The sequence below is a fragment of the Agrobacterium sp. T29 genome (assembly GCF_006970545.1).
Taxonomy (GTDB): domain Bacteria; phylum Pseudomonadota; class Alphaproteobacteria; order Rhizobiales; family Rhizobiaceae; genus Agrobacterium; species Agrobacterium leguminum.
The window spans coordinates 1584927-1602444 of the sequence record NZ_CP040640.1; the positions used below are offsets into that span (position 1 = coordinate 1584927).

The window sequence follows — 17518 nt, forward strand, 5'->3', positions numbered from 1 at the left end:
CATGCAACGCCTTTGCCGTTCTTTTTGGGGCAATCCTGTGACAAATCTTTCACAATCCACCGCTTCGCGCGCAGGCTCGATGGGGCGCACGGAATTCATCGCGCTTGCCGCGATGCTGATGGCGCTGAACGCGCTCGCAATCGACATCATGCTGCCCGGTCTTCAGGAAATCGGCGCCTCTCTGGGCGTCGAGAACGAAAACCACCGCCAATATGTGATTTCCGCCTATCTTCTCGGCTTCGGCATCGCCCAGCTTCTGTACGGACCGATTTCGGACCGTTTCGGACGCCGCAAGCCGATGTTCGTCGGGCTTGCCATCTACATCGTTTCAGCCATCGCCGTGGTCTTCGTACCGTCCTTCTCAGGGCTGCTGGCGCTGCGCTTCATTCAGGGCATCGGTTCTGCGGCCACGCGTGTCATCACGGTCTCCATCGTGCGCGATATCTATGGCGGACGGCAGATGGCGGAAGTCATGTCGCTGATCATGATGGTCTTCATGGTCGTGCCGGTCATTGCGCCCGGCACCGGCCAGATCGTGCTGTTTTTCGGTGACTGGCACCTGATCTTCGCTTTCATGGCCGCCATTGCCGCCGTGGTAACGGCCTGGATGTATTTCCGCCTGCCCGAAACCCTGCATCCGGACGATATCCGCCCCTTGACCGCAAGCTCCATCCTCGGCGGTTTCAAGATCGTGCTCACCAACCGTATCGCGCTCTGCTATACGCTCTCCAGCACCTTCATCTTCGGGGCCCTGTTCGGCTTCATCAACTCGGTCGAACAGGTCTATAAGGGCATTTACGGGCTCGGCGCATGGTTTGCGGCGGCCTTTGCGGGCGTGGCGCTGTTCATGGCCTTCTCGTCCTTCGTCAATGCAAGGCTTGTCGGCCGGTTCGGCATGCGCAAGCTGTCGCACGGCTCGCTGCTTGGTTTCATCGCCATCACCTTCGTCTGGCTGCTGGTGCAGGTGCTGGGGCCGGAACCGATGCCCTTCGCCATCTTCATCGTGTTCTTTGCGCTCGCCATGTTCCAGTTCGGCTGGATCGGTTCGAACTTCAACTCGCTGGCCATGGAGCCGCTCGGCCACGTCGCCGGCACCGCATCGTCCGTCATGGGCTTCATGGGAACCGTCGGCGGCTCGCTGATCGGCGCGGCCATCGGCCAGTCTTTCGACGGCACGGCGCTGCCCATGGTGGCGGGCTTCTTCGCCGTCTCCATCGTCGGCCTCATCTTCGTGCTGATCGGCGAAAAGGGCGTGCTGTTTCAGGCGCATAACAAGCCGACCCGCTGAGGGACGATGGAAAAATGAAAGGGCGCGGAATTCTGTTCCGCGCCCTTTTTATTGATTGGTTCACGTCATACGCATTTCGTCACCCCGGACTTGATCCGGGCTCCAGCCAGCCCAAGTCTTTGGGCTGAGAAGAGTCTTCCGCCACGCAGACGCGCGGCTACTGGATGCCGGATCAAGCCCGGCATGACGGGCAAAAGCCTTTCCGCCCTGTCCCTTACACAACACCACCTCAAACCGTAAAAATCTTCTCCCGCAGCAGTTCCCACGTCTCCTGATCCGGCGCGAGCAGCAGCCCTCCATCCAAATGGCTCGGCAGATAGGGCGAGCCGTCGAGACGTGCCGCATAGGCGCCCGCTTCCTGCGACAGCAGCGTGCCGGCCAGATGGTCCCAGGGCATCAGCTTGTTATACATCAGGAAATGCATGTGGCCGCCGCAGAACAGGCGATATTCATGCGCCGCGCAGCGATAGCTGGTGAAGAGCCGCACATCGGCGAGGTTCGTCAGGATCTTGCGCCGTGTCTCCACGTCGAAATAGCCGGTATTGGCGATGCCGACCATCTGCGACAATTCCGGGGCCGGCACGACCGACATCTGCGTCTGCGAACCGTCGGCGCTGCAAAGCCACGCGCCGGAACCCTTTTCGGCAATCGCCCAGTCATTGCCCATCGGATCGAAGATCAGGCCGGCAACGGTCTCGCCCTTGGAGATGACGCTCATCATCACGCCGAAAAGCGGCAGGCCGGAAGCGAAATTATAGGTGCCGTCGATGGGATCGACCACCACGGCAAGATCGGCATCGGCAAGCTTGCCGAGCAGCGAGGCATCCGCCGCCACCGCCTCTTCGCCGATGAACAGTGCATCAGGCATGATTTCCTGCACACGGGCGCGGATCAGCCGCTCGGCGGCCTCGTCGGCCTCGGTGACGAGATCGATCGCCTCGGTCTTGATCCGCACATCGCCCTCGCCCAGATTGCGGAACCGCGGCAGGATTTCCACTGCCGCCGCCTCCTGAAGCGCATTGGCAAGAGAGGCGATGTCGAGTTCGAGAGCCATGGGCGATATCCTTCTTTCTGAGCGTAACGACTATAAAGCGACGATTTCCCGTCGCAGCATCTTCCAGCTTTCCTTGTCGGGAGCGGACAGGATGCCGCCCTCCGTCTGCCCCGGCCGATAGGGCGTATTGTCGAAACGGGCCGTGTAACCACCCGCCTCCTGATGAATGAGCACGCCGGCGAGATGATCCCACGGCATCAGCTTTTCATGGCCGATGAAATGCAGCTTGCCGGCCGAGGCGAGCCAATATTCATGTGCCGAGCAGTTGAGCGACAGCGCCATCTTGATCTTCGCCATATTGGCGGCAATCACCGGCCGGCGATCCTGATGGCTGTGGCCCCAGGAAAAGATGCCGACCATGTCGGATAATGGCGCGGGATCGGCAACCCTGAGCTTCGCCTGCGAACCGTTCCTGCGGTTGAGAAACGCGCCCTCGCCTTTCAGGGCAACGATGGTATCGCCCATCACCGGATCGTGGATGATGCCCGCCACCGTCTCGCCCTTGACGGTGACCGCAAGCAGCGTGCCGAAAGCGGGAAAACCGGAAGCGTAATTGAAAGTGCCGTCGATGGGGTCGATCACGAAGGCAAGCGGCGCATCGGCAAGTGCGGGAATGACGGATTGGTCCGCCTCATAGGCCTCTTCGCCAACGATATGGGCCTTCGGAAATCGCTGAAGGAGAGCAGCTGTTATCGCCTTTTCCGCCAGAACATCGGCCTCGGTGACCAGATCGACGGCCGAGGTCTTTTCGGAGATCGCACCGGCGCTCAGGTTTCGGAAGCGGGGAAGAATTTCATTCGCGCCGGCAGCGGCAACGGTGGAAACGAGGAAGTCGATATCTTTGTCGGAAAGTGTCATCGGGCGGGGCACTTCTTCATAAGGGGGAGTTGGCCTCCCTACGCTCTTCAGGTGACGCCCCGGTGACAGAAAGCGCCGAAAAATCAAAAAGCTTCGGATCGAGCAGATGCGACGGATTGACATGGGCAAGCGCCCTCAGCATCACATCCTTGCGGCCGGGCATACGCCTTTCTATGTCGGCCAGCATCTCCTTCATCGCATTGCGCTGAAGCCCGTCCTGCGAGCCGCAGAGATCGCAGGGAATGATCGGGAATTCCATCGCCGCCGCGAATTTCGCCATATCTTCCTCGGCGCAATAGGCAAGCGGGCGCATGACCATCAGGTCACCCTCATCATTCAAAAGCTTCGCCGGCATACCGGCCAGCCGGCCGCCATGGAAGAAGTTCATGAAAAAGGTCTCGAGAATATCCTCGCGGTGATGGCCGAGCAGCAGGGCGTCGCAACCCTCCTCCCGCGCGATACGGTAGAGATTGCCACGCCTGAGCCGCGAACAGAGCGAACAGTAAGTGCCGCCGAACGGCACCTTTTCCTTCACCACGGAATAGGTGTCGCGATATTCGATGCGATGGGGCACGCCGATCTTCGCCAGATACTCCGGCAACACGTGCTTTGGAAAATTCGGCTGGCCCTGATCCAGATTGCAGGCAACCAGTTCCACCGGCAAAAGGCCGCGCCATTTAAGATCGAGCAGCAGAGCCAGCAGCCCATAGCTGTCCTTGCCGCCGGAAAGGCCGACCAGCCAGCGCTTCTGGCCTTTCAGCATACCGAAATCGGTGAAGGCCTGGCGCACATTGCGCAACAGCCGCTTGCGCAGCTTGTTGAAGGAAACCGACCGTGGCGCATTGTCGAACAGGGGATGCGAGCTGCCGTTTTCCTCGGACGCGTCCTGATCCACCCCGATCTGGTCGGCCCCGGCCTGATCTGCAAAATCATCGATCTTGGTGAGAATGTTCATCATCAGCTCGCTCCGGCACGACTGCCGTTCTTAATGCAGGCAATGCCCCCATCCGCCGGCAATATCAAGCCCCGAATACGGACCAGCCTGTTTTCGTCGCCAGCATTTCCAGCGCCTGTGACCCGAGCGCCGAGTTGCCGACCTTGTTGAGACCCGGCGACCAGACGGCGATGGACGCGTTACCCGGCGCCACCGCCATGATGCCGCCGCCCACACCGCTCTTGCCCGGCAGGCCGACATGATAGGCGAAATCGCCCGATCCGTCATAATGGCCGCAGGTCAGCATCAGCGCATTGATACGCCGCGCCCGCCGGTCCGACACGACCGTATGCCCCGTCAGCGGGTTACGGCCGCGATTGGCGAGGAAAAGGCCAGCGCGGGAAAGCTGAGCGCAGGTCATGGAAAGCGCGCACTGGTGGAAATAAACGCCGAGCGTATATTCCACGGGGTGGTGCAGATTGCCGAAGGACCGCATGAAATTGGCAAGCGCGAAATTGCGGAACCCCGTCGCCTGCTCGGATTTCGCCACGGTGTCGTCAATGCTGATTGTATCGTCATCGGCGAGGTAACGCACGAAACGCAGAAGCTCGCCGATAGCCTCACGCGGCTGGTGGCCGGCAAGCACGATATCGGTCACGACGATAGCACCGGCATTGACGAAAGGATTGCGCGGGATTCCGTGCTCATGCTCCAGCTGGACGATGGAGTTGAAGGAAGACCCTGAAGGTTCGCGCCCAACCCGGTTCCACACCGTTTCCCCCGCCTTGCCAAGCGCCAGCGTCAGCATGAAGACCTTGGAGATGCTCTGGATCGAAAATGGCGTGAGCGCATTGCCGGCCGTATAGGTGGTTCCGTCGACAGTGGTGATGGCGATGCCGAACTGGTTGGGATCGACCTTGGCAAGTTCGGGAATGTAATCCGCAACCTTCCCCTCGCCGAGCCTCGGCGCCATGCTGTCGTAAATGGAATCGACGATCGCCTGAATGTCCTGCATGCAAAGCCTTCCCCGCAAACAAAAAAGCCGCCCCGAAGGGCGGCTTCCTGAATACTGAAACGCGTCGATTAACGCGAGTAGAATTCGACGACCAGATGCGGTTCCATGACGACCGGGTACGGAACGTCGGAGAGAGCCGGAACGCGAGCGTAGGTGGCAACCATCTTGTTGTGGTCAACTTCGATGTAGTCCGGAACGTCGCGCTCAGCGAGCTGAACGGCTTCCAGAACGGTTACGAGCTGCTTGGACTTCTGGCGAACTTCGATAACGTCGCCCGGCTTGCAGCGGTAAGAACCGATGTTGACGCGAACGCCGTTAACCGTGACGTGGCCATGGTTGATGAACTGGCGCGAAGCGAAAACGGTCGGAACGAACTTGGCGCGGTAGACGATGGCATCCAGACGCGACTCGAGCAGGCCGATGAGGTTTTCGGAAGTGTCACCCTTGCGACGGTTTGCTTCGTCGAAGGTTGCGCGGAACTGCTTTTCGCGCAGTTCGCCGTAGTAGCCCTTGAGCTTCTGCTTGGCGCGCAGCTGCGTGCCGAAGTCGCTCATCTTGCCCTTGCGGCGCTGGCCGTGCTGGCCCGGGCCGTATTCGCGGCGGTTTACCGGGGACTTCGGACGGCCCCAGATGTTTTCGCCCATGCGGCGGTCAATTTTATACTTAGCCGATTCGCGCTTGCTCATCGTATTTCCTTCTCAAAAGGTTATGCCGGTCTGTTGCCAAACCGGTTCAAGGAAACACGCCCTCCTCTGAAGCCCGTTTCAGGGCCTCTGACAGGCTTCTCACATGCAAATGGAGAAACCACGGGACATGTCGGTGATATTGACCGCCGAACGTCAGCTATTACACTGCAAGGCAGTCAACAAAACACACCGGACATCACTGCCCGGCGTTGGGGCGGCTTCTAAACACGTTTTACAAATTTGTCAAACAACGCCTGCCGCTTTTTTTCTCGATCCTGCCCTTGAAAAGCCTGAAGGCTCCCCTATCTCTCCATCGTGATCAGAACTCGGGCCCCTCTGGCGTGTTACCGGACAACACGTGATGTCGAGTTTCTTTAGGTTGGGGCCCACGTATATTCTTCACGCACGTTCCCCATCCGCAAAGCCAACCTCGTCCGGCTAAAGGTTGACTGATGGAATTTCTCCTGACGGATTTTCTCGGCACCCCCACATGGATGTGGGCTGTCTTCATTTCTCTCGTCCTTGGCCTGCTCGCGCTCGATCTCGGCGTGCTGCACAAGAACTCCAAGGAAATCGGCGTTCGTGAAAGCCTGCTGATGTCCGGCTTTTATATCGCCATCGGCTTGGCCTTCGGCGGCTGGATCTGGTATCAGTCCGGCGAACAGTCGGCGATGGAATATGTCACCGGCTTCGTGGTCGAAAAAAGCCTGGCGATGGATAATATCTTCATCATCGCCATGATCTTCTCCTATTTCGCCATTCCCCGCCAATATCAGCACCGCGTGCTGCTCTGGGGCATCCTCGGCGTCATCGTCCTGCGCGGCATCATGATCGCCGGCGGCGCGGCCATCGTCGAAAACTTCCACTGGGTGCTTTATCTCTTCGCGGCCTTCCTCGTCTTCACCGGCCTCAAGATGCTGTTCTCGTCCGACCATGATGAATCGGATATCGGCAATAACCGCATCCTGAAGTTCCTGCGCAGTCACCTTCCGGTGACAAACAGGCTGCATGGCGAGAAATTCTTCGTCAAGGAAACCGATGAGGCCACCGGCAAACTCAAGACCTTCGTGACGCCGCTCTTCCTGGCGCTCATCATGGTCGAAATCGCCGACCTGATCTTCGCAGTCGATTCGATCCCGGCGATCTTCGCGATCACCACCGATCCGTTTATCGTCTACACGTCGAACATCTTCGCGATCCTCGGTCTGCGCGCCCTCTATTTTGCGCTTGCCGCCCTGATCCACCGCTTCGCTTATCTGAAATACGCGCTGGCTGCGGTTCTGGTTTTCGTCGGTTCGAAGATTTTCGTCGCCGACATGCTCGGCATCGCCAAGATCCCGCCCGCCGTCTCTCTCGGCGTCACCGTCGCCATCCTCGCAACCGGCATCATCGGTTCGCTGATCGCGACGCGCAAGGAAGCAAAGGCCATCGAGTAATGAAGAGCAAGGAGGAGGCGTCATCGCCTCCTCTTTCTTTTTTGACGACGAAAATATATAATCCGTATTATTGATACGACCCTAGAATATACTTCCCAAGTTTTGAAACAGACTTCCAATTCATTGCTTTAAAATGACCTTTGAACCCGTTGACCAAGCCATTTCCGAACAGAAACTCTGGCGAGCGAAGGAAATCCTTCAAGGCAGGCTCAGCCATCCTGAAGTCGATCTGGCGCTCTTTCAAAAATACGGCGAAGTACTGCTCGAGATGAACGATCTCGTGGAAGCGGGACGCATGCTGTTCTGCTCCGGCGCGCGCGAGGAACGCTTCAGGGAAGCGATCGACATATTCCTGTCGAGAAGCAACCGGCGCGAACCGCAACGCTTTCTGGCGCAATTGCCATCTTCCATAAGACGGCAACGGCATCTGGCGGAATTTATTGCCTCGCCGGAATTCGAACGCAGCGGATGGACAGCGGCGCAGCTCTCCCGGGTCGCTCCCGTAAAAACGGATGTCAGCACCCGCCCCTATCAACGGCCGCACCGATTGGCCTCGGCACTTGTCATAGCCGTTATTGTTTGCGTGCTGGCTTTAAGCCTCGTCGGTCTCTACACGACGATCCGCTTTGCCGTGCGGATTTTGGCAGAATAGCGATTACTCCGCCGCAAGCCGCGCATCGTCCTCAGCCGCATCCGCGTCACCTGGTGCGGTTTTCGCGTCGAGATCAGGGAAAGCCACGATGCGCTTGCCGGAGAAGTCGGCATGCACCACCACAAGCTCCTTCTCCTCGAAATAACCGAGGAGCCGCCGCGCGCGGCGGGCGGAATGGGTGCCGTAGGCGCGGGCGATGCGAGCATCCGACGGACAAGGCTCCTCGCCGAGAGCGGCCTTGACCAGCAGCAGGAAAACACCCTGCAGGTCATCGGAAACCGACATCGACAATTCCAGCGCCTTTTCCCAGCCATCGCTTGCCGCCATCGCCGCATCCACGCCGGAGCGGGCAATCGCCACCTGCCGGCGGAATTCGGGCAGCGTCATCGGCGTGCCGGGAATACGGCGCATCCGGGCGCGCACCAGAAAGTCCTGATAAAGCACGGCATCGGTCCGATAGGCCGATTGCGGATCGTCGAGAATTTCGACGAGAACCGTCGCGATTTTCTCCTCACGCTCCTCCGGCGTCATCTCCGGCTGGCCGCTGCGCGGCTGCTCGGGTGAAGGACCGACGGCGGCAGGCGTGGAACGGGAGAGTTCGGCCAGAATATCCGTGGTCGGGCGTGGTGCTGGCGGTGTGCGGCGCACGGCAGGCCGGGTAAACTCTTCCGGATCCGGCGTGAAAATCAGGTCTTCGACATCTGGCAGTGCATCCGGCAGGGGCATCAGCTTCGGCGAAGAGGAACGCGCCGAGGTTTCCACCGGGCCGATGACGATGGGCAGCGGCCGGCGCGACAGCGCCGGGCCGAGCGCCACGAAATTGCCGCGCTGCAAATCGCGGAACATTTCCGCCTGCCGCCGGTCCATGCCGAGCAGATCGGCAGCGCGCGCCATGTCGATATCGAGGAAGGTGCGGCCCATCAGGAAGTTCGAGGCTTCCGCCGCCACGTTCTTGGCAAGCTTGGCCAGACGCTGCGTGGCGATGACGCCGGCAAGGCCGCGTTTACGGCCACGGCACATGAGATTGGTCATGGCGCCAAGCGATGCCTTGCGGGCATCCTCGGTCACCTCACCGCCGACGGAGGGCGCAAACATCTGCGCCTCGTCCACCACGACAAGCACCGGATACCAGAATTCACGATCCGCATCGAACATGCCGTTGAGGAACGCGGCGGCGGCCCGCATCTGCTGTTCGATATCGAGGCCTTCCAGCGTCAGCACGCAGGAGACGCGGTGCTGGCGAATGCGGTTGGCAATGCCGGCAAGCTCCGCCTCGGTACGCTCGCCATCCACCACCACATGACCGAACTTGTCGGAAAGCGTGACGAAATCGCCTTCGGGATCGATGATGACCTGCTGCACCCATTGCGCCGATTGCTCCAGCAGCCGGCGCAGCAGATGCGACTTGCCGGAACCGGAATTGCCCTGCACCAGCAAACGCGTCGCAAGCAATTCCTCGATATCGAGCTTGGCCTGCTGCCCGCCCGATAGGGTTCCCATGTCGATGCCGACCTGCAATGTTTCGTTCCTCGTGCTGCATGTCATCCGGCCGATTCCCGTGGCGGCGGCCGAACATGCTCTTTACCAAAAAATCGCCGGTTGCGTCTGCCGCATCCCGATAATGCACAGGCAATTCAATATTCAGCCTATGCGGGCCGACCCCGAAACCAGGAAAAGGCGATACGCCGCCCGAAGACGTTGAGCATCAACCCCAGAATCACCAGCGCCGCGCCCACCACCTCGAAGACGGTGATGTGCTCCGCAAAAGCGAAATAGGCGCTGACGAAACCGACCACCGGCACCAGCAGCGAAAAGGGCGCCACGGTTCCGGCCGGATAACGCAGAAGCAAATAACTCCAGATGCCCGCGCCCACAATGGTAGCGCCATAGGCCATATAGACCACCACGAAAGCCGTCATTGCCGTTGCGTTGGCAAGGCCATCGGCAATCGCACCCGGCCCTTCCACCACCAGCGAAAGCGCCGCCAGCGGCAGGACCGGCACCAAGCTAGTCCAGGCAACAAAGGAAACGGCGTTCACCTGGCCGATACGCCTGTTGACGATATTGCCACAAGCCCAGGCAATCGCCGAACCGATGCCCATCAGAAGCGGCACGAGAGCCGCAGCCGTCATGCGCTCCACGCCGATCACCGCAAGCCCGCTGAAAGCGATGACCGCGCCGACGACCTGCGAAGGCAAAGGCCGCTCGCCGAGAAACAGCACGGCAAGCGCCAGCGTGAAAAAAGCCTGAGACTGCATGACCAGCGAAGCAAGCCCGGCAGGCAGACCGAGCTTGATGGCCGGATAAAGCAGGCCGAACTGCACGAAACCCATGGCCATGCCGTAAACGATCATATGCCGCCACGGCACATTCGGTTTCGGCAGGAAGAATACCAGAGGCACGGCCGCACAGAGATAACGCAGCGCCGTCAGGAACAGGGGCGGCATGTCCGCGACCCCGATCTTGATGGCAACGAAGTTGAAGCCCCACAAAAACACGGTGATCAGGGCGAGAAGAATATGCGGCAATGCCATTTTGTTATGTCCGAATTTCAGGCGATCGACACCTCAGATGTTTGAGGGGCTTTACGCCGACACCGCCCTCTTCCAGCCGAAGGCAACGAGACCGGCGCCGATCAGGAGACCGCCGCCCGTGCGGTTGACGATGCGCTGAACCTTCGGCTTGCGGATCGTATTGCGGGCGGCACTTGCCAGAAGTCCATAAAGCGCCGCATTCACCGTGGCAAGCACCAGGAATGTCGCTTCAAAAATCAGCACCTGCGGCCAGAAGGGCAATGTCGGCACCAGAAACTGCGGCAGGAAAGCCACGAAGAACACGATGCTCTTCGGGTTCAGCGCGGTGACGATATAGGCATGCAGGAAGATTTTGAGCGGCCTTTCGCGGCCGGTCACGCCCGTCCCTTCCGCACCCTCGCCGCTGACCGGCGAACGCCACAGTTTGATGCCGAGATAGATGAGGTAAGCCGCACCGATCCATTTCAGCCCGGTGAAAAGCGCCGCCGATGTGGCAAGCAGCGCGCCGAGCCCCAGCATCGAGGCCGTCATCGCGGTAAAATCACCAAGCGCCACGCCCGTCACCGTCGCCGTACTGGCCTTGCGGCCATGGCCCAGCGCATAAGAAATCACCAGCAGGATCGTCGGTCCCGGAATGGCGAGCATGATGGCGGATGCGGCCACGAAGGCCAGCCAGTTTTCCAGCGGCATGATGAATCTCCCTATCTGATTTTTAGGAGCAAGCCACCAAAACCAGAAGGTATCAAGCCAAATCTTCGAAGATTATGCCGCCCTGTCATCCAATGGGCGAACGGGCGGCTGCTCACGTTTCATCGCCTGTGCAAGATCGTAATTCGACTGCATGGCAAGCCATGCCCGCGCGGTGCTGACCCCTGCCCGCTCCAACCGTAAGGCAAGGTCTGGGCTCACTCCTGCCCGTCCGTTCAAGACCCGAGAAAGCGCTACGCGCGACATTCCAAGCCTTTCAGCAGCGTCTGTTACGGAAAGCTGAAGTGCGGCAATAACCTCCTCCCGTAACAACTCACCGGGATGAACAGGAAATTTCATCATTGGAACAATTCCCTTCAGTGATAGTCCTGATAGTCGACAAGTTCGACGTCGCTATCCAGAAATCGAAACGTCACACGCCAGTTTCCATTCACCCATATGGACCAGTGGCCCCTCATATCACCCTTTAACGGATGAAGTTTGAGACCAGGAAGATTAAGATCGGGAGCACCTGCCGCAACCTCAAGCAAGGTTAGTATTCGGCCAAGCTTGGCGGCATGGGCAGGCTGAATACCCTTCGTCGTCCCGGAACGATAAAAAGCTTCTAGCCCTTTGTGTCGGAAACTGACGATCATAGACACACCGTATCCTGTATCGCGTCGCTATACAATACGTAACGGCAGAGATGCGGCGGCCGCCCCGACATTTCTTTGCCGGAGAGGCCTTTGCCAATCAAAACCGGGGCGCCCAGTGAGGAACCTCCCAATCCCGCCGCCGCTTCACCCGCGACGGGTCAAGGCCGATATCGACCAGAAGGCGCTCTGGCAGATCGGCAGGATCAGTCGGCGGTGCACGCGGCACCAATGCGGCAACGAGAACCGCTTTGAGGGTTTTCCAGACACCGAATGTGACGAACAAGCGATCGACCGCATCCGGCAGCGCATATGCTACCAATGGTTGATTTTTCTGCATGGGAAATCCATCCCGGCGCGGCAAAGCGGCCAGGTCCTTTATCGATGGAAAACGACATGCCGGAAGCGCGGACGCAGCAGCAAGGGCCACGCGGACGCGCGATCACATGTCGAACGAAGTGAAAATGCCAAACGGCAAGGAAATCAGGCCATAAGCCTTATCGGAGGGAGATGCCTCGGGTCACATAACCGCCGATAATCATGCCGGAAAGGCCTGACATGCCGTTAAGGCGCATATTGATGTCATTGGTCATTCCACGCCTCCATTTATAGCGGTTACAGACAAGATGCATCTTACACAAGAAATCCGGCGCGACAAGTGGTCGCAATCTCGAATTGCAAAAGACGGATAAAACAGATGCAAAAATACAACAGGCGATCAGGCCGCCGAAACGCTGAGACCGAAACCCTGCATCAGCCGCCGGGTGGCGAAATCCGGTTTGCCGGAGGTGAAGACGGCAAAATCGAAACCATCCGGATGCTCCGCATCCTGCGGCAGCGGCACGAGGTGGCGCGCGCGCCGCGCAATCGCCTCGGCGGGGTCGAGCCAATCCACCGGCCATGGCGCCAGCCTGCGAAACAGATTGGCCATGAAGGGGTAATGGGTGCAGGCGAGAACGACGATATCCGTGCGTTTTCCCTCGCTGTCGATGAAGCAGGGTTCGATTTCGGCAAGCACAGCCTCATCCGAAACCGGCTCGCCCCTGATCCAGCTTTCCGCCATGCGCGCCAGGTTTTCCGAACCGACGAGGCGGACATGGCATTGGCTGGCGAAGGACTGGATGAGATCGCGCGTATAGGCGCGCTTAACAGTGCCCGGTGTCGCCAGCACGGAAACGAGGCCCGAGCGGGTGCGCTCCGCCGCCGGTTTGATGGCGGGCACAGTGCCAACGAAGGTCATCTGCGGAAAGCGGGCGCGAAGATCTGCGCCAGCGAGCGTAAAGGCGGTGTTGCAGGCGATGATGCAGACTTCCGGGCTATAGTCGTCCAGCAGCTTGTCGAAGAGCGAGAGAATGCGCGCCTTCAGCGCTTCCTCCTCCCAGCCGCCATAGGGAAAACCCGCATCGTCGGCGACATAGATGAAGCCGCGCTCGGGCATCAGCACCCGCGCCTCGCGCAGCACGGTCAGCCCGCCAATGCCGGAATCGAACACCAGCACCGGTTTCAGCACATCGGCCGCCGCCTCACTCGTCTTCAGCATTCTCCCCTGCTCCCCCGGCCGACGGCCCCGCTGCCCTTCCCGCCTGCTTCGGCCACTGCCGTGGAAAGCGGTCGAGCGAATTGATCACGCCACGGAAAACGCTGATTTCCTGCTCGGAAAACCCGCGTCGCGACAGCACGGCGCGCAGATTGTCGACCATTTTCGGCTTTTTTTCAGCGGGATGAAAATAACCCCGCGCATCCAGCGCTTCCTCGATATGTTCGAACAGGCCGAAAACCTGTTCCTTGGTCGAAGGACGCTGCTCGACGGACTGGAAAAGCGTCTCTCCCAGATCGTCCATGCCGGATTTCATCCATTCATAGGACATCAGAAGCACGGCCTGCGCGATATTGAGCGAGGCAAAAGCGGGATTGACCGGAAATGTCACGATCTCGTCGGCCAGCGCCACTTCCTCATTGGTCAGCCCCCAGCGCTCGCGCCCGAAGAGGATACCGGTCTTTTCGCCAGCCTTGAATTTTGCCCTGAGCGTATCGGCGGCGGTGACGGGCGCACGCACCGGCTTGAAACCGTAACGCTCGCGCGCGGTCGTGGCATAAACGAAGTTCAGGTCCTTGATCGCCTCTTCCAGCGTCTCGAATACCTTCGTGGCGTCAATGACGTGATCGGCCTTGGAGGCCGCGGCGCGCGCCTTCTCGCTCGGCCAGCCGTCACGCGGATTGACCAGACGCAATTCGGCCAGGCCGAAATTGGCCATGGCCCGCGCCACCATACCGATATTTTCACCAAGCTGCGGTTCGACGAGAATGATCGCCGGGCCTTCCGCCACAAGTTCGAGATCGCTGTTTGTGCCTGCCATCGTCTTTTGTCCGTGTGTTGAAGCGTCGCATCGATTTTCAGCCCGATGCGCTAAAGCGCGCTTCACTGGCACAGATCGGCGCCAAAATCAAAGCCGGCGCGGAGAAAGCCTGGATCCATCCCGCTGGCAAGACGCCCCTTATTGCTCTCCCTTGATGATCGTCGCCATCTCTTCGCGCAGCGAATCCCTGCCCTCATCGCCGACCCGGTGAATATCGCTGATGACCGGGCGGCCGTCTTCCTCGACGACGTCGAAATGCACTTCGTCAACCGTCGCCTTCATCTCCGCCTCATCCATGCAGGCCCAGAGCTTGAATTTCGCCGTCACATCCGTCACGCCGTCCTTCACCGCGCCCGGCGTCACGGAAACATCGGCCAGCGGGCAGCCATCCTGCGACTTCGTCACGACATCGTAACCGAAGGGATCGCCGGTCTCGCCGCTTTCGGCCTCGTAAGCCGGTTTCTTGGAGGCTTCACGATATTGCGCGACGAAATCCTTGCTGAACAGGCTGGTCAGCATGTCCTCGTCGAAAACATATTTCCAGTTTTCCGCCTCGCCCGACCAGTTCTTGACAGTGATATCCATCACCTTCTGGACGGGATCGGCAGGCCCGGCGGCGAGCGCGCTATGCGAAAAGAGGACGGCGGCAGTCAGAAGCAGAATATTCCGCATGATGTGATCCCGGGATAGGCCCGACAGGCGGGCGAAGCGATTCGCCTGACTGTATTCCGGCATTATGGTTTGGCAATGCGCAAAGCGTTATTGCGCTGCGCCAAAAAAGCGCCCCCCATGGCTTTGCCTCAGGCGCGCGCGATGCTATAGCCGCACCGGATATTTTTTCCGGATACCGGCGCCATCTGGCGCCACAGCTTCGAAGGTGAGGAATTCATGGCAAAGATCAAGGTAGCCAATCCGGTCGTCGATCTCGACGGCGACGAAATGACCCGTATCATCTGGCAGCTCATCAAGGACAAGCTGATCCTGCCATACCTCGATCTCGACATCGAATATTACGACCTCTCGGTTGAAAACCGCGACGCCACCAACGACCAGGTCACGGTCGATGCAGCGCACGCCATCAAGAAGCATGGCGTCGGCATCAAGTGCGCGACCATCACCCCAGATGAGCAGCGCGTCGAGGAATTCGGCCTGAAGCAGATGTGGAAGAGCCCGAACGGCACGATCCGCAACATTCTGGGCGGCGTCATCTTCCGCGAGCCGATCATCTGCAAGAACGTTCCGCGCCTCGTTCCCGGCTGGACCAAGCCGATCGTCGTCGGCCGTCACGCTTTCGGCGACCAGTACAAGGCAACCGATTTCAAGTTCCCCGGCAAGGGCAAGCTGACCATCAAGTTCGTGGGTGAAGACGGCCAGGTCATCGAGAAGGACGTTTTCGACGCCCCGAGCGCCGGCGTGGCGCTTGCCATGTACAACCTCGACGAATCCATCCGCGAATTCGCCCGCGCTTCCATGAACTATGGCCTGATGCGCAAGTGGCCGGTTTACCTCTCCACGAAGAACACCATCCTCAAGGCCTATGACGGCCGCTTCAAGGATATCTTCGAAGAAGTCTACCAGACCGAATTCAAGAAGCAGTTCGACGAAATCGGCATCACCTATGAGCACCGCCTGATCGACGACATGGTCGCTTCCGCACTGAAGTGGTCCGGCGGCTACATCTGGGCCTGCAAGAACTACGACGGCGACGTGCAGTCCGACACGGTTGCTCAGGGCTTCGGCTCGCTCGGCCTGATGACCTCGGTTCTCCTGTCTCCCGATGGCCGCACGGTTGAAGCCGAAGCGGCACACGGCACGGTTACCCGCCACTATCGCCAGCACCAGAAGGGTCAGGAAACCTCGACCAACTCGATCGCTTCGATCTTCGCCTGGACCCGTGGCCTCGCCCACCGCGCCAAGCTGGACGACAATGCGGAACTGGCAAAGTTCGCGGCAACGCTCGAAACCGTCTGCGTCGACACCGTCGAAAGCGGCTACATGACCAAGGATCTGGCGCTCCTCATCGGACCGGACCAGCCCTGGCTTTCCACCACCGCCTTCCTCGACAAGATCGACGAGAACCTCAAGAAGGCAATGTCGGCTTAAGCCTGCTTTCCAAGCGACTTCAAAACCCGGCCTCAGCGCCGGGTTTTTTGTGTGTACCGTAGAGCTTAAACATCAACTGCGCGGCATCGCCGGCTTCCGCCGCCGCAACCCGATTGAGCAGCACCGCCCGCTCCCCAGCAGCAACGCTGGGCACTTTCCAACCTTCTCCGCACCTGCTCACCACAACCGCGTTTTTTTCTGGCGCTTCTCGCCGCAACAAGGCAGGTGGGAAGAAAACAATCTCACTAAGCCGGGGCGACTTTGACGCCTAAAGGATTTCACGGCATGGCATAGATGGCTGAAGATAGAGACGTGAGGAAAAGCAAACCCGGCGCAATGCCGGGTTTGTTTTTTGTTCACAGTATCTTGATTAGCCGTTGTACTAGGCGCAAACTTCAATTTCGCGTGCTGCGGCCAGTACAACAATAAGATAAATCTTAAATAGCATCTACTTGCACATAACTTGCCCGGCACAGTCAAATATTCATCGGAGCATCGCACGACCTTTGGGAACACGCAAAGGATGCTGCGGACTTTAAAAAAGCGAAGCGCAGGCGCGAAATCCGCATCGGTTTTCCCGGGATGCTTCGAGGATTTTGCTTGGGGAGGCAAAAGCATGAGTGAATTGATCTTCTACACCAATCCCATGTCGCGCGGGCGCATTGCGCGATGGATGCTCGAGGAAGTGGGCGTTCCCTATAAAACGGAAATACTGGGTTTCGAGACCTCGATGAAATCGCCCGCCTACCGGCTGATAAATCCGATGGCGAAGGTGCCCGCCATCAAACATGGCGACACGATTGTCACCGAGGCGGCAGCCATCTGCGCCTATCTCGCCGATGCCTTTCCCGGCGCGAACCTTGCGCCGACACCCAAGGCACGCGGGCTCTATTATCGCTGGATGTTCTTTGCCGCAGGCCCGCTGGAAATGACGGCAAGCATGAAAGCCATGGGTTTTGAAGTGCCGAAGGAGAAGTTGCGCATGGCCGGCTGCGGCAGCTATGCGGATGTGATGAATACGCTCGAGCGGGCCGTCAGCGAAAACCGCTTTATCGCCGGCGATCTCTTCACGGCGGCGGATGTCTATGTCGGCGCCCATATCGGCTGGGGCCTGCATTTCGGCACGATCGAAAAACGCCCGGCCTTTCTGGAATACATGGCGCATCTCACCGATCGCCCTGCCTTCAAGCGGGCTGCCCAGCTCGATGAGGAAGCGGCAAAGGATTTGCAGGCGGCGGGCTGAAAGACGGGGAGACCTGCA

At 59.4% G+C, this 17518-nt stretch carries 19 protein-coding genes; 5 read left to right on the forward strand and 14 right to left on the reverse strand.

Translation table 11 applies throughout. The features are described 5' to 3' along the window. Positions 1–79 precede the first annotated feature (79 nt). Positions 80–1288, forward strand: a complete 1209-nt coding sequence (locus FGF54_RS08040; RefSeq protein WP_142780179.1) for a multidrug effflux MFS transporter — start codon at positions 80–82, stop codon at positions 1286–1288. 229 nt (positions 1289–1517) lie between these two features. Here the strand turns inward: FGF54_RS08040 and FGF54_RS08045 are convergent, their stop codons facing one another. The 5 genes from FGF54_RS08045 to rpsD form a co-directional block, all read right to left on the reverse strand. Next, positions 1518–2342: an inositol monophosphatase family protein gene (locus tag FGF54_RS08045; RefSeq protein ID WP_142779389.1), complete on the reverse strand. Its 825-nt coding sequence runs from the start codon at positions 2340–2342 to the stop codon at positions 1518–1520. 30 nt (positions 2343–2372) lie between these two features. Continuing rightward, positions 2373–3200 (reverse strand): inositol monophosphatase family protein, encoded by an 828-nt coding sequence (locus FGF54_RS08050; protein ID WP_035263086.1) that lies wholly within the window; start codon positions 3198–3200, stop codon positions 2373–2375. A 16-nt stretch (positions 3201–3216) separates the two neighbouring features. After that, positions 3217–4158, reverse strand: coding sequence for a tRNA 2-thiocytidine(32) synthetase TtcA (gene ttcA, locus FGF54_RS08055; RefSeq protein ID WP_168208034.1), 942 nt, complete (start codon positions 4156–4158; stop codon positions 3217–3219). 61 nt (positions 4159–4219) lie between these two features. Next, a complete protein-coding gene (locus FGF54_RS08060; RefSeq protein ID WP_003520424.1) occupies positions 4220–5149 on the reverse strand; it encodes a glutaminase in 930 nt (309 codons plus the stop codon). Positions 5150–5217: 68 nt separating this feature from the next. Continuing rightward, positions 5218–5835, reverse strand: a complete 618-nt coding sequence (rpsD, locus tag FGF54_RS08065; protein ID WP_003520423.1) for a 30S ribosomal protein S4 — start codon at positions 5833–5835, stop codon at positions 5218–5220. Between the two features lie 452 nt (positions 5836–6287). Here rpsD and FGF54_RS08070 point away from each other — a divergent pair, with 452 nt between their 5' ends. Both FGF54_RS08070 and FGF54_RS08075 read left to right on the forward strand, forming a co-directional pair. Beyond that, positions 6288–7271: a TerC family protein gene (locus FGF54_RS08070; protein WP_142779390.1), complete on the forward strand. Its 984-nt coding sequence runs from the start codon at positions 6288–6290 to the stop codon at positions 7269–7271. A 133-nt stretch (positions 7272–7404) separates the two neighbouring features. Continuing rightward, positions 7405–7923: a DUF6584 family protein gene (locus FGF54_RS08075; protein WP_142779391.1), complete on the forward strand. Its 519-nt coding sequence runs from the start codon at positions 7405–7407 to the stop codon at positions 7921–7923. A 3-nt stretch (positions 7924–7926) separates the two neighbouring features. Here the strand turns inward: FGF54_RS08075 and FGF54_RS08080 are convergent, their stop codons facing one another. The 9 genes from FGF54_RS08080 to FGF54_RS08125 all read right to left on the reverse strand — a co-directional run bounded on the left by FGF54_RS08080 (position 7927) and on the right by FGF54_RS08125 (position 14826). Continuing rightward, positions 7927–9441 carry an ATP-binding protein gene (locus FGF54_RS08080; protein WP_168208126.1) on the reverse strand — a complete coding sequence of 505 codons (1515 nt, stop codon included), beginning with the start codon at positions 9439–9441 and terminating at the stop codon, positions 7927–7929. 128 nt (positions 9442–9569) lie between these two features. Next, complete coding sequence (locus FGF54_RS08085; protein ID WP_142779393.1) at positions 9570–10457, reverse strand: EamA family transporter; 888 nt, start codon at positions 10455–10457, stop codon at positions 9570–9572. A 51-nt stretch (positions 10458–10508) separates the two neighbouring features. Next, entirely contained in the window at positions 10509–11147 is a 639-nt protein-coding gene (locus tag FGF54_RS08090) for a LysE family translocator (protein ID WP_142779394.1), read from the reverse strand. Between the two features lie 72 nt (positions 11148–11219). Then, on the reverse strand, positions 11220–11507 hold the full coding sequence (locus FGF54_RS08095) for a HigA family addiction module antitoxin (RefSeq protein ID WP_020810458.1): 288 nt from the start codon (positions 11505–11507) through the stop codon (positions 11220–11222). A 14-nt stretch (positions 11508–11521) separates the two neighbouring features. Continuing rightward, positions 11522–11800, reverse strand: coding sequence for a type II toxin-antitoxin system RelE/ParE family toxin (locus FGF54_RS08100; protein WP_020810459.1), 279 nt, complete (start codon positions 11798–11800; stop codon positions 11522–11524). A gap of 97 nt (positions 11801–11897) precedes the next feature. Beyond that, positions 11898–12137: a hypothetical protein gene (locus tag FGF54_RS08105; protein WP_080834873.1), complete on the reverse strand. Its 240-nt coding sequence runs from the start codon at positions 12135–12137 to the stop codon at positions 11898–11900. Between the two features lie 378 nt (positions 12138–12515). Then, positions 12516–13337, reverse strand: coding sequence for a glutamate racemase (gene murI / locus FGF54_RS08115; protein ID WP_080856500.1), 822 nt, complete (start codon positions 13335–13337; stop codon positions 12516–12518). After that, complete coding sequence (locus FGF54_RS08120; protein ID WP_080851639.1) at positions 13321–14154, reverse strand: RNA methyltransferase; 834 nt, start codon at positions 14152–14154, stop codon at positions 13321–13323. Before FGF54_RS08120 ends, murI begins: the two co-directional genes overlap by 17 nt. Before the next feature lie 138 nt (positions 14155–14292). Continuing rightward, positions 14293–14826 (reverse strand): hypothetical protein, encoded by a 534-nt coding sequence (locus FGF54_RS08125; protein ID WP_168208035.1) that lies wholly within the window; start codon positions 14824–14826, stop codon positions 14293–14295. 216 nt (positions 14827–15042) lie between these two features. On the opposite strand from FGF54_RS08125, the gene FGF54_RS08130 reads away from it, so the two are divergent. Then, positions 15043–16257: an NADP-dependent isocitrate dehydrogenase gene (locus FGF54_RS08130; RefSeq protein ID WP_142779395.1), complete on the forward strand. Its 1215-nt coding sequence runs from the start codon at positions 15043–15045 to the stop codon at positions 16255–16257. Between the two features lie 616 nt (positions 16258–16873). Then, the gene (locus FGF54_RS08135) at positions 16874–17500 is read left to right on the forward strand and encodes a glutathione S-transferase family protein (protein WP_142779396.1); all 627 of its coding nucleotides are present in this window, start codon (positions 16874–16876) and stop codon (positions 17498–17500) included. The last annotated feature ends 18 nt before the right edge of the window (positions 17501–17518 follow it).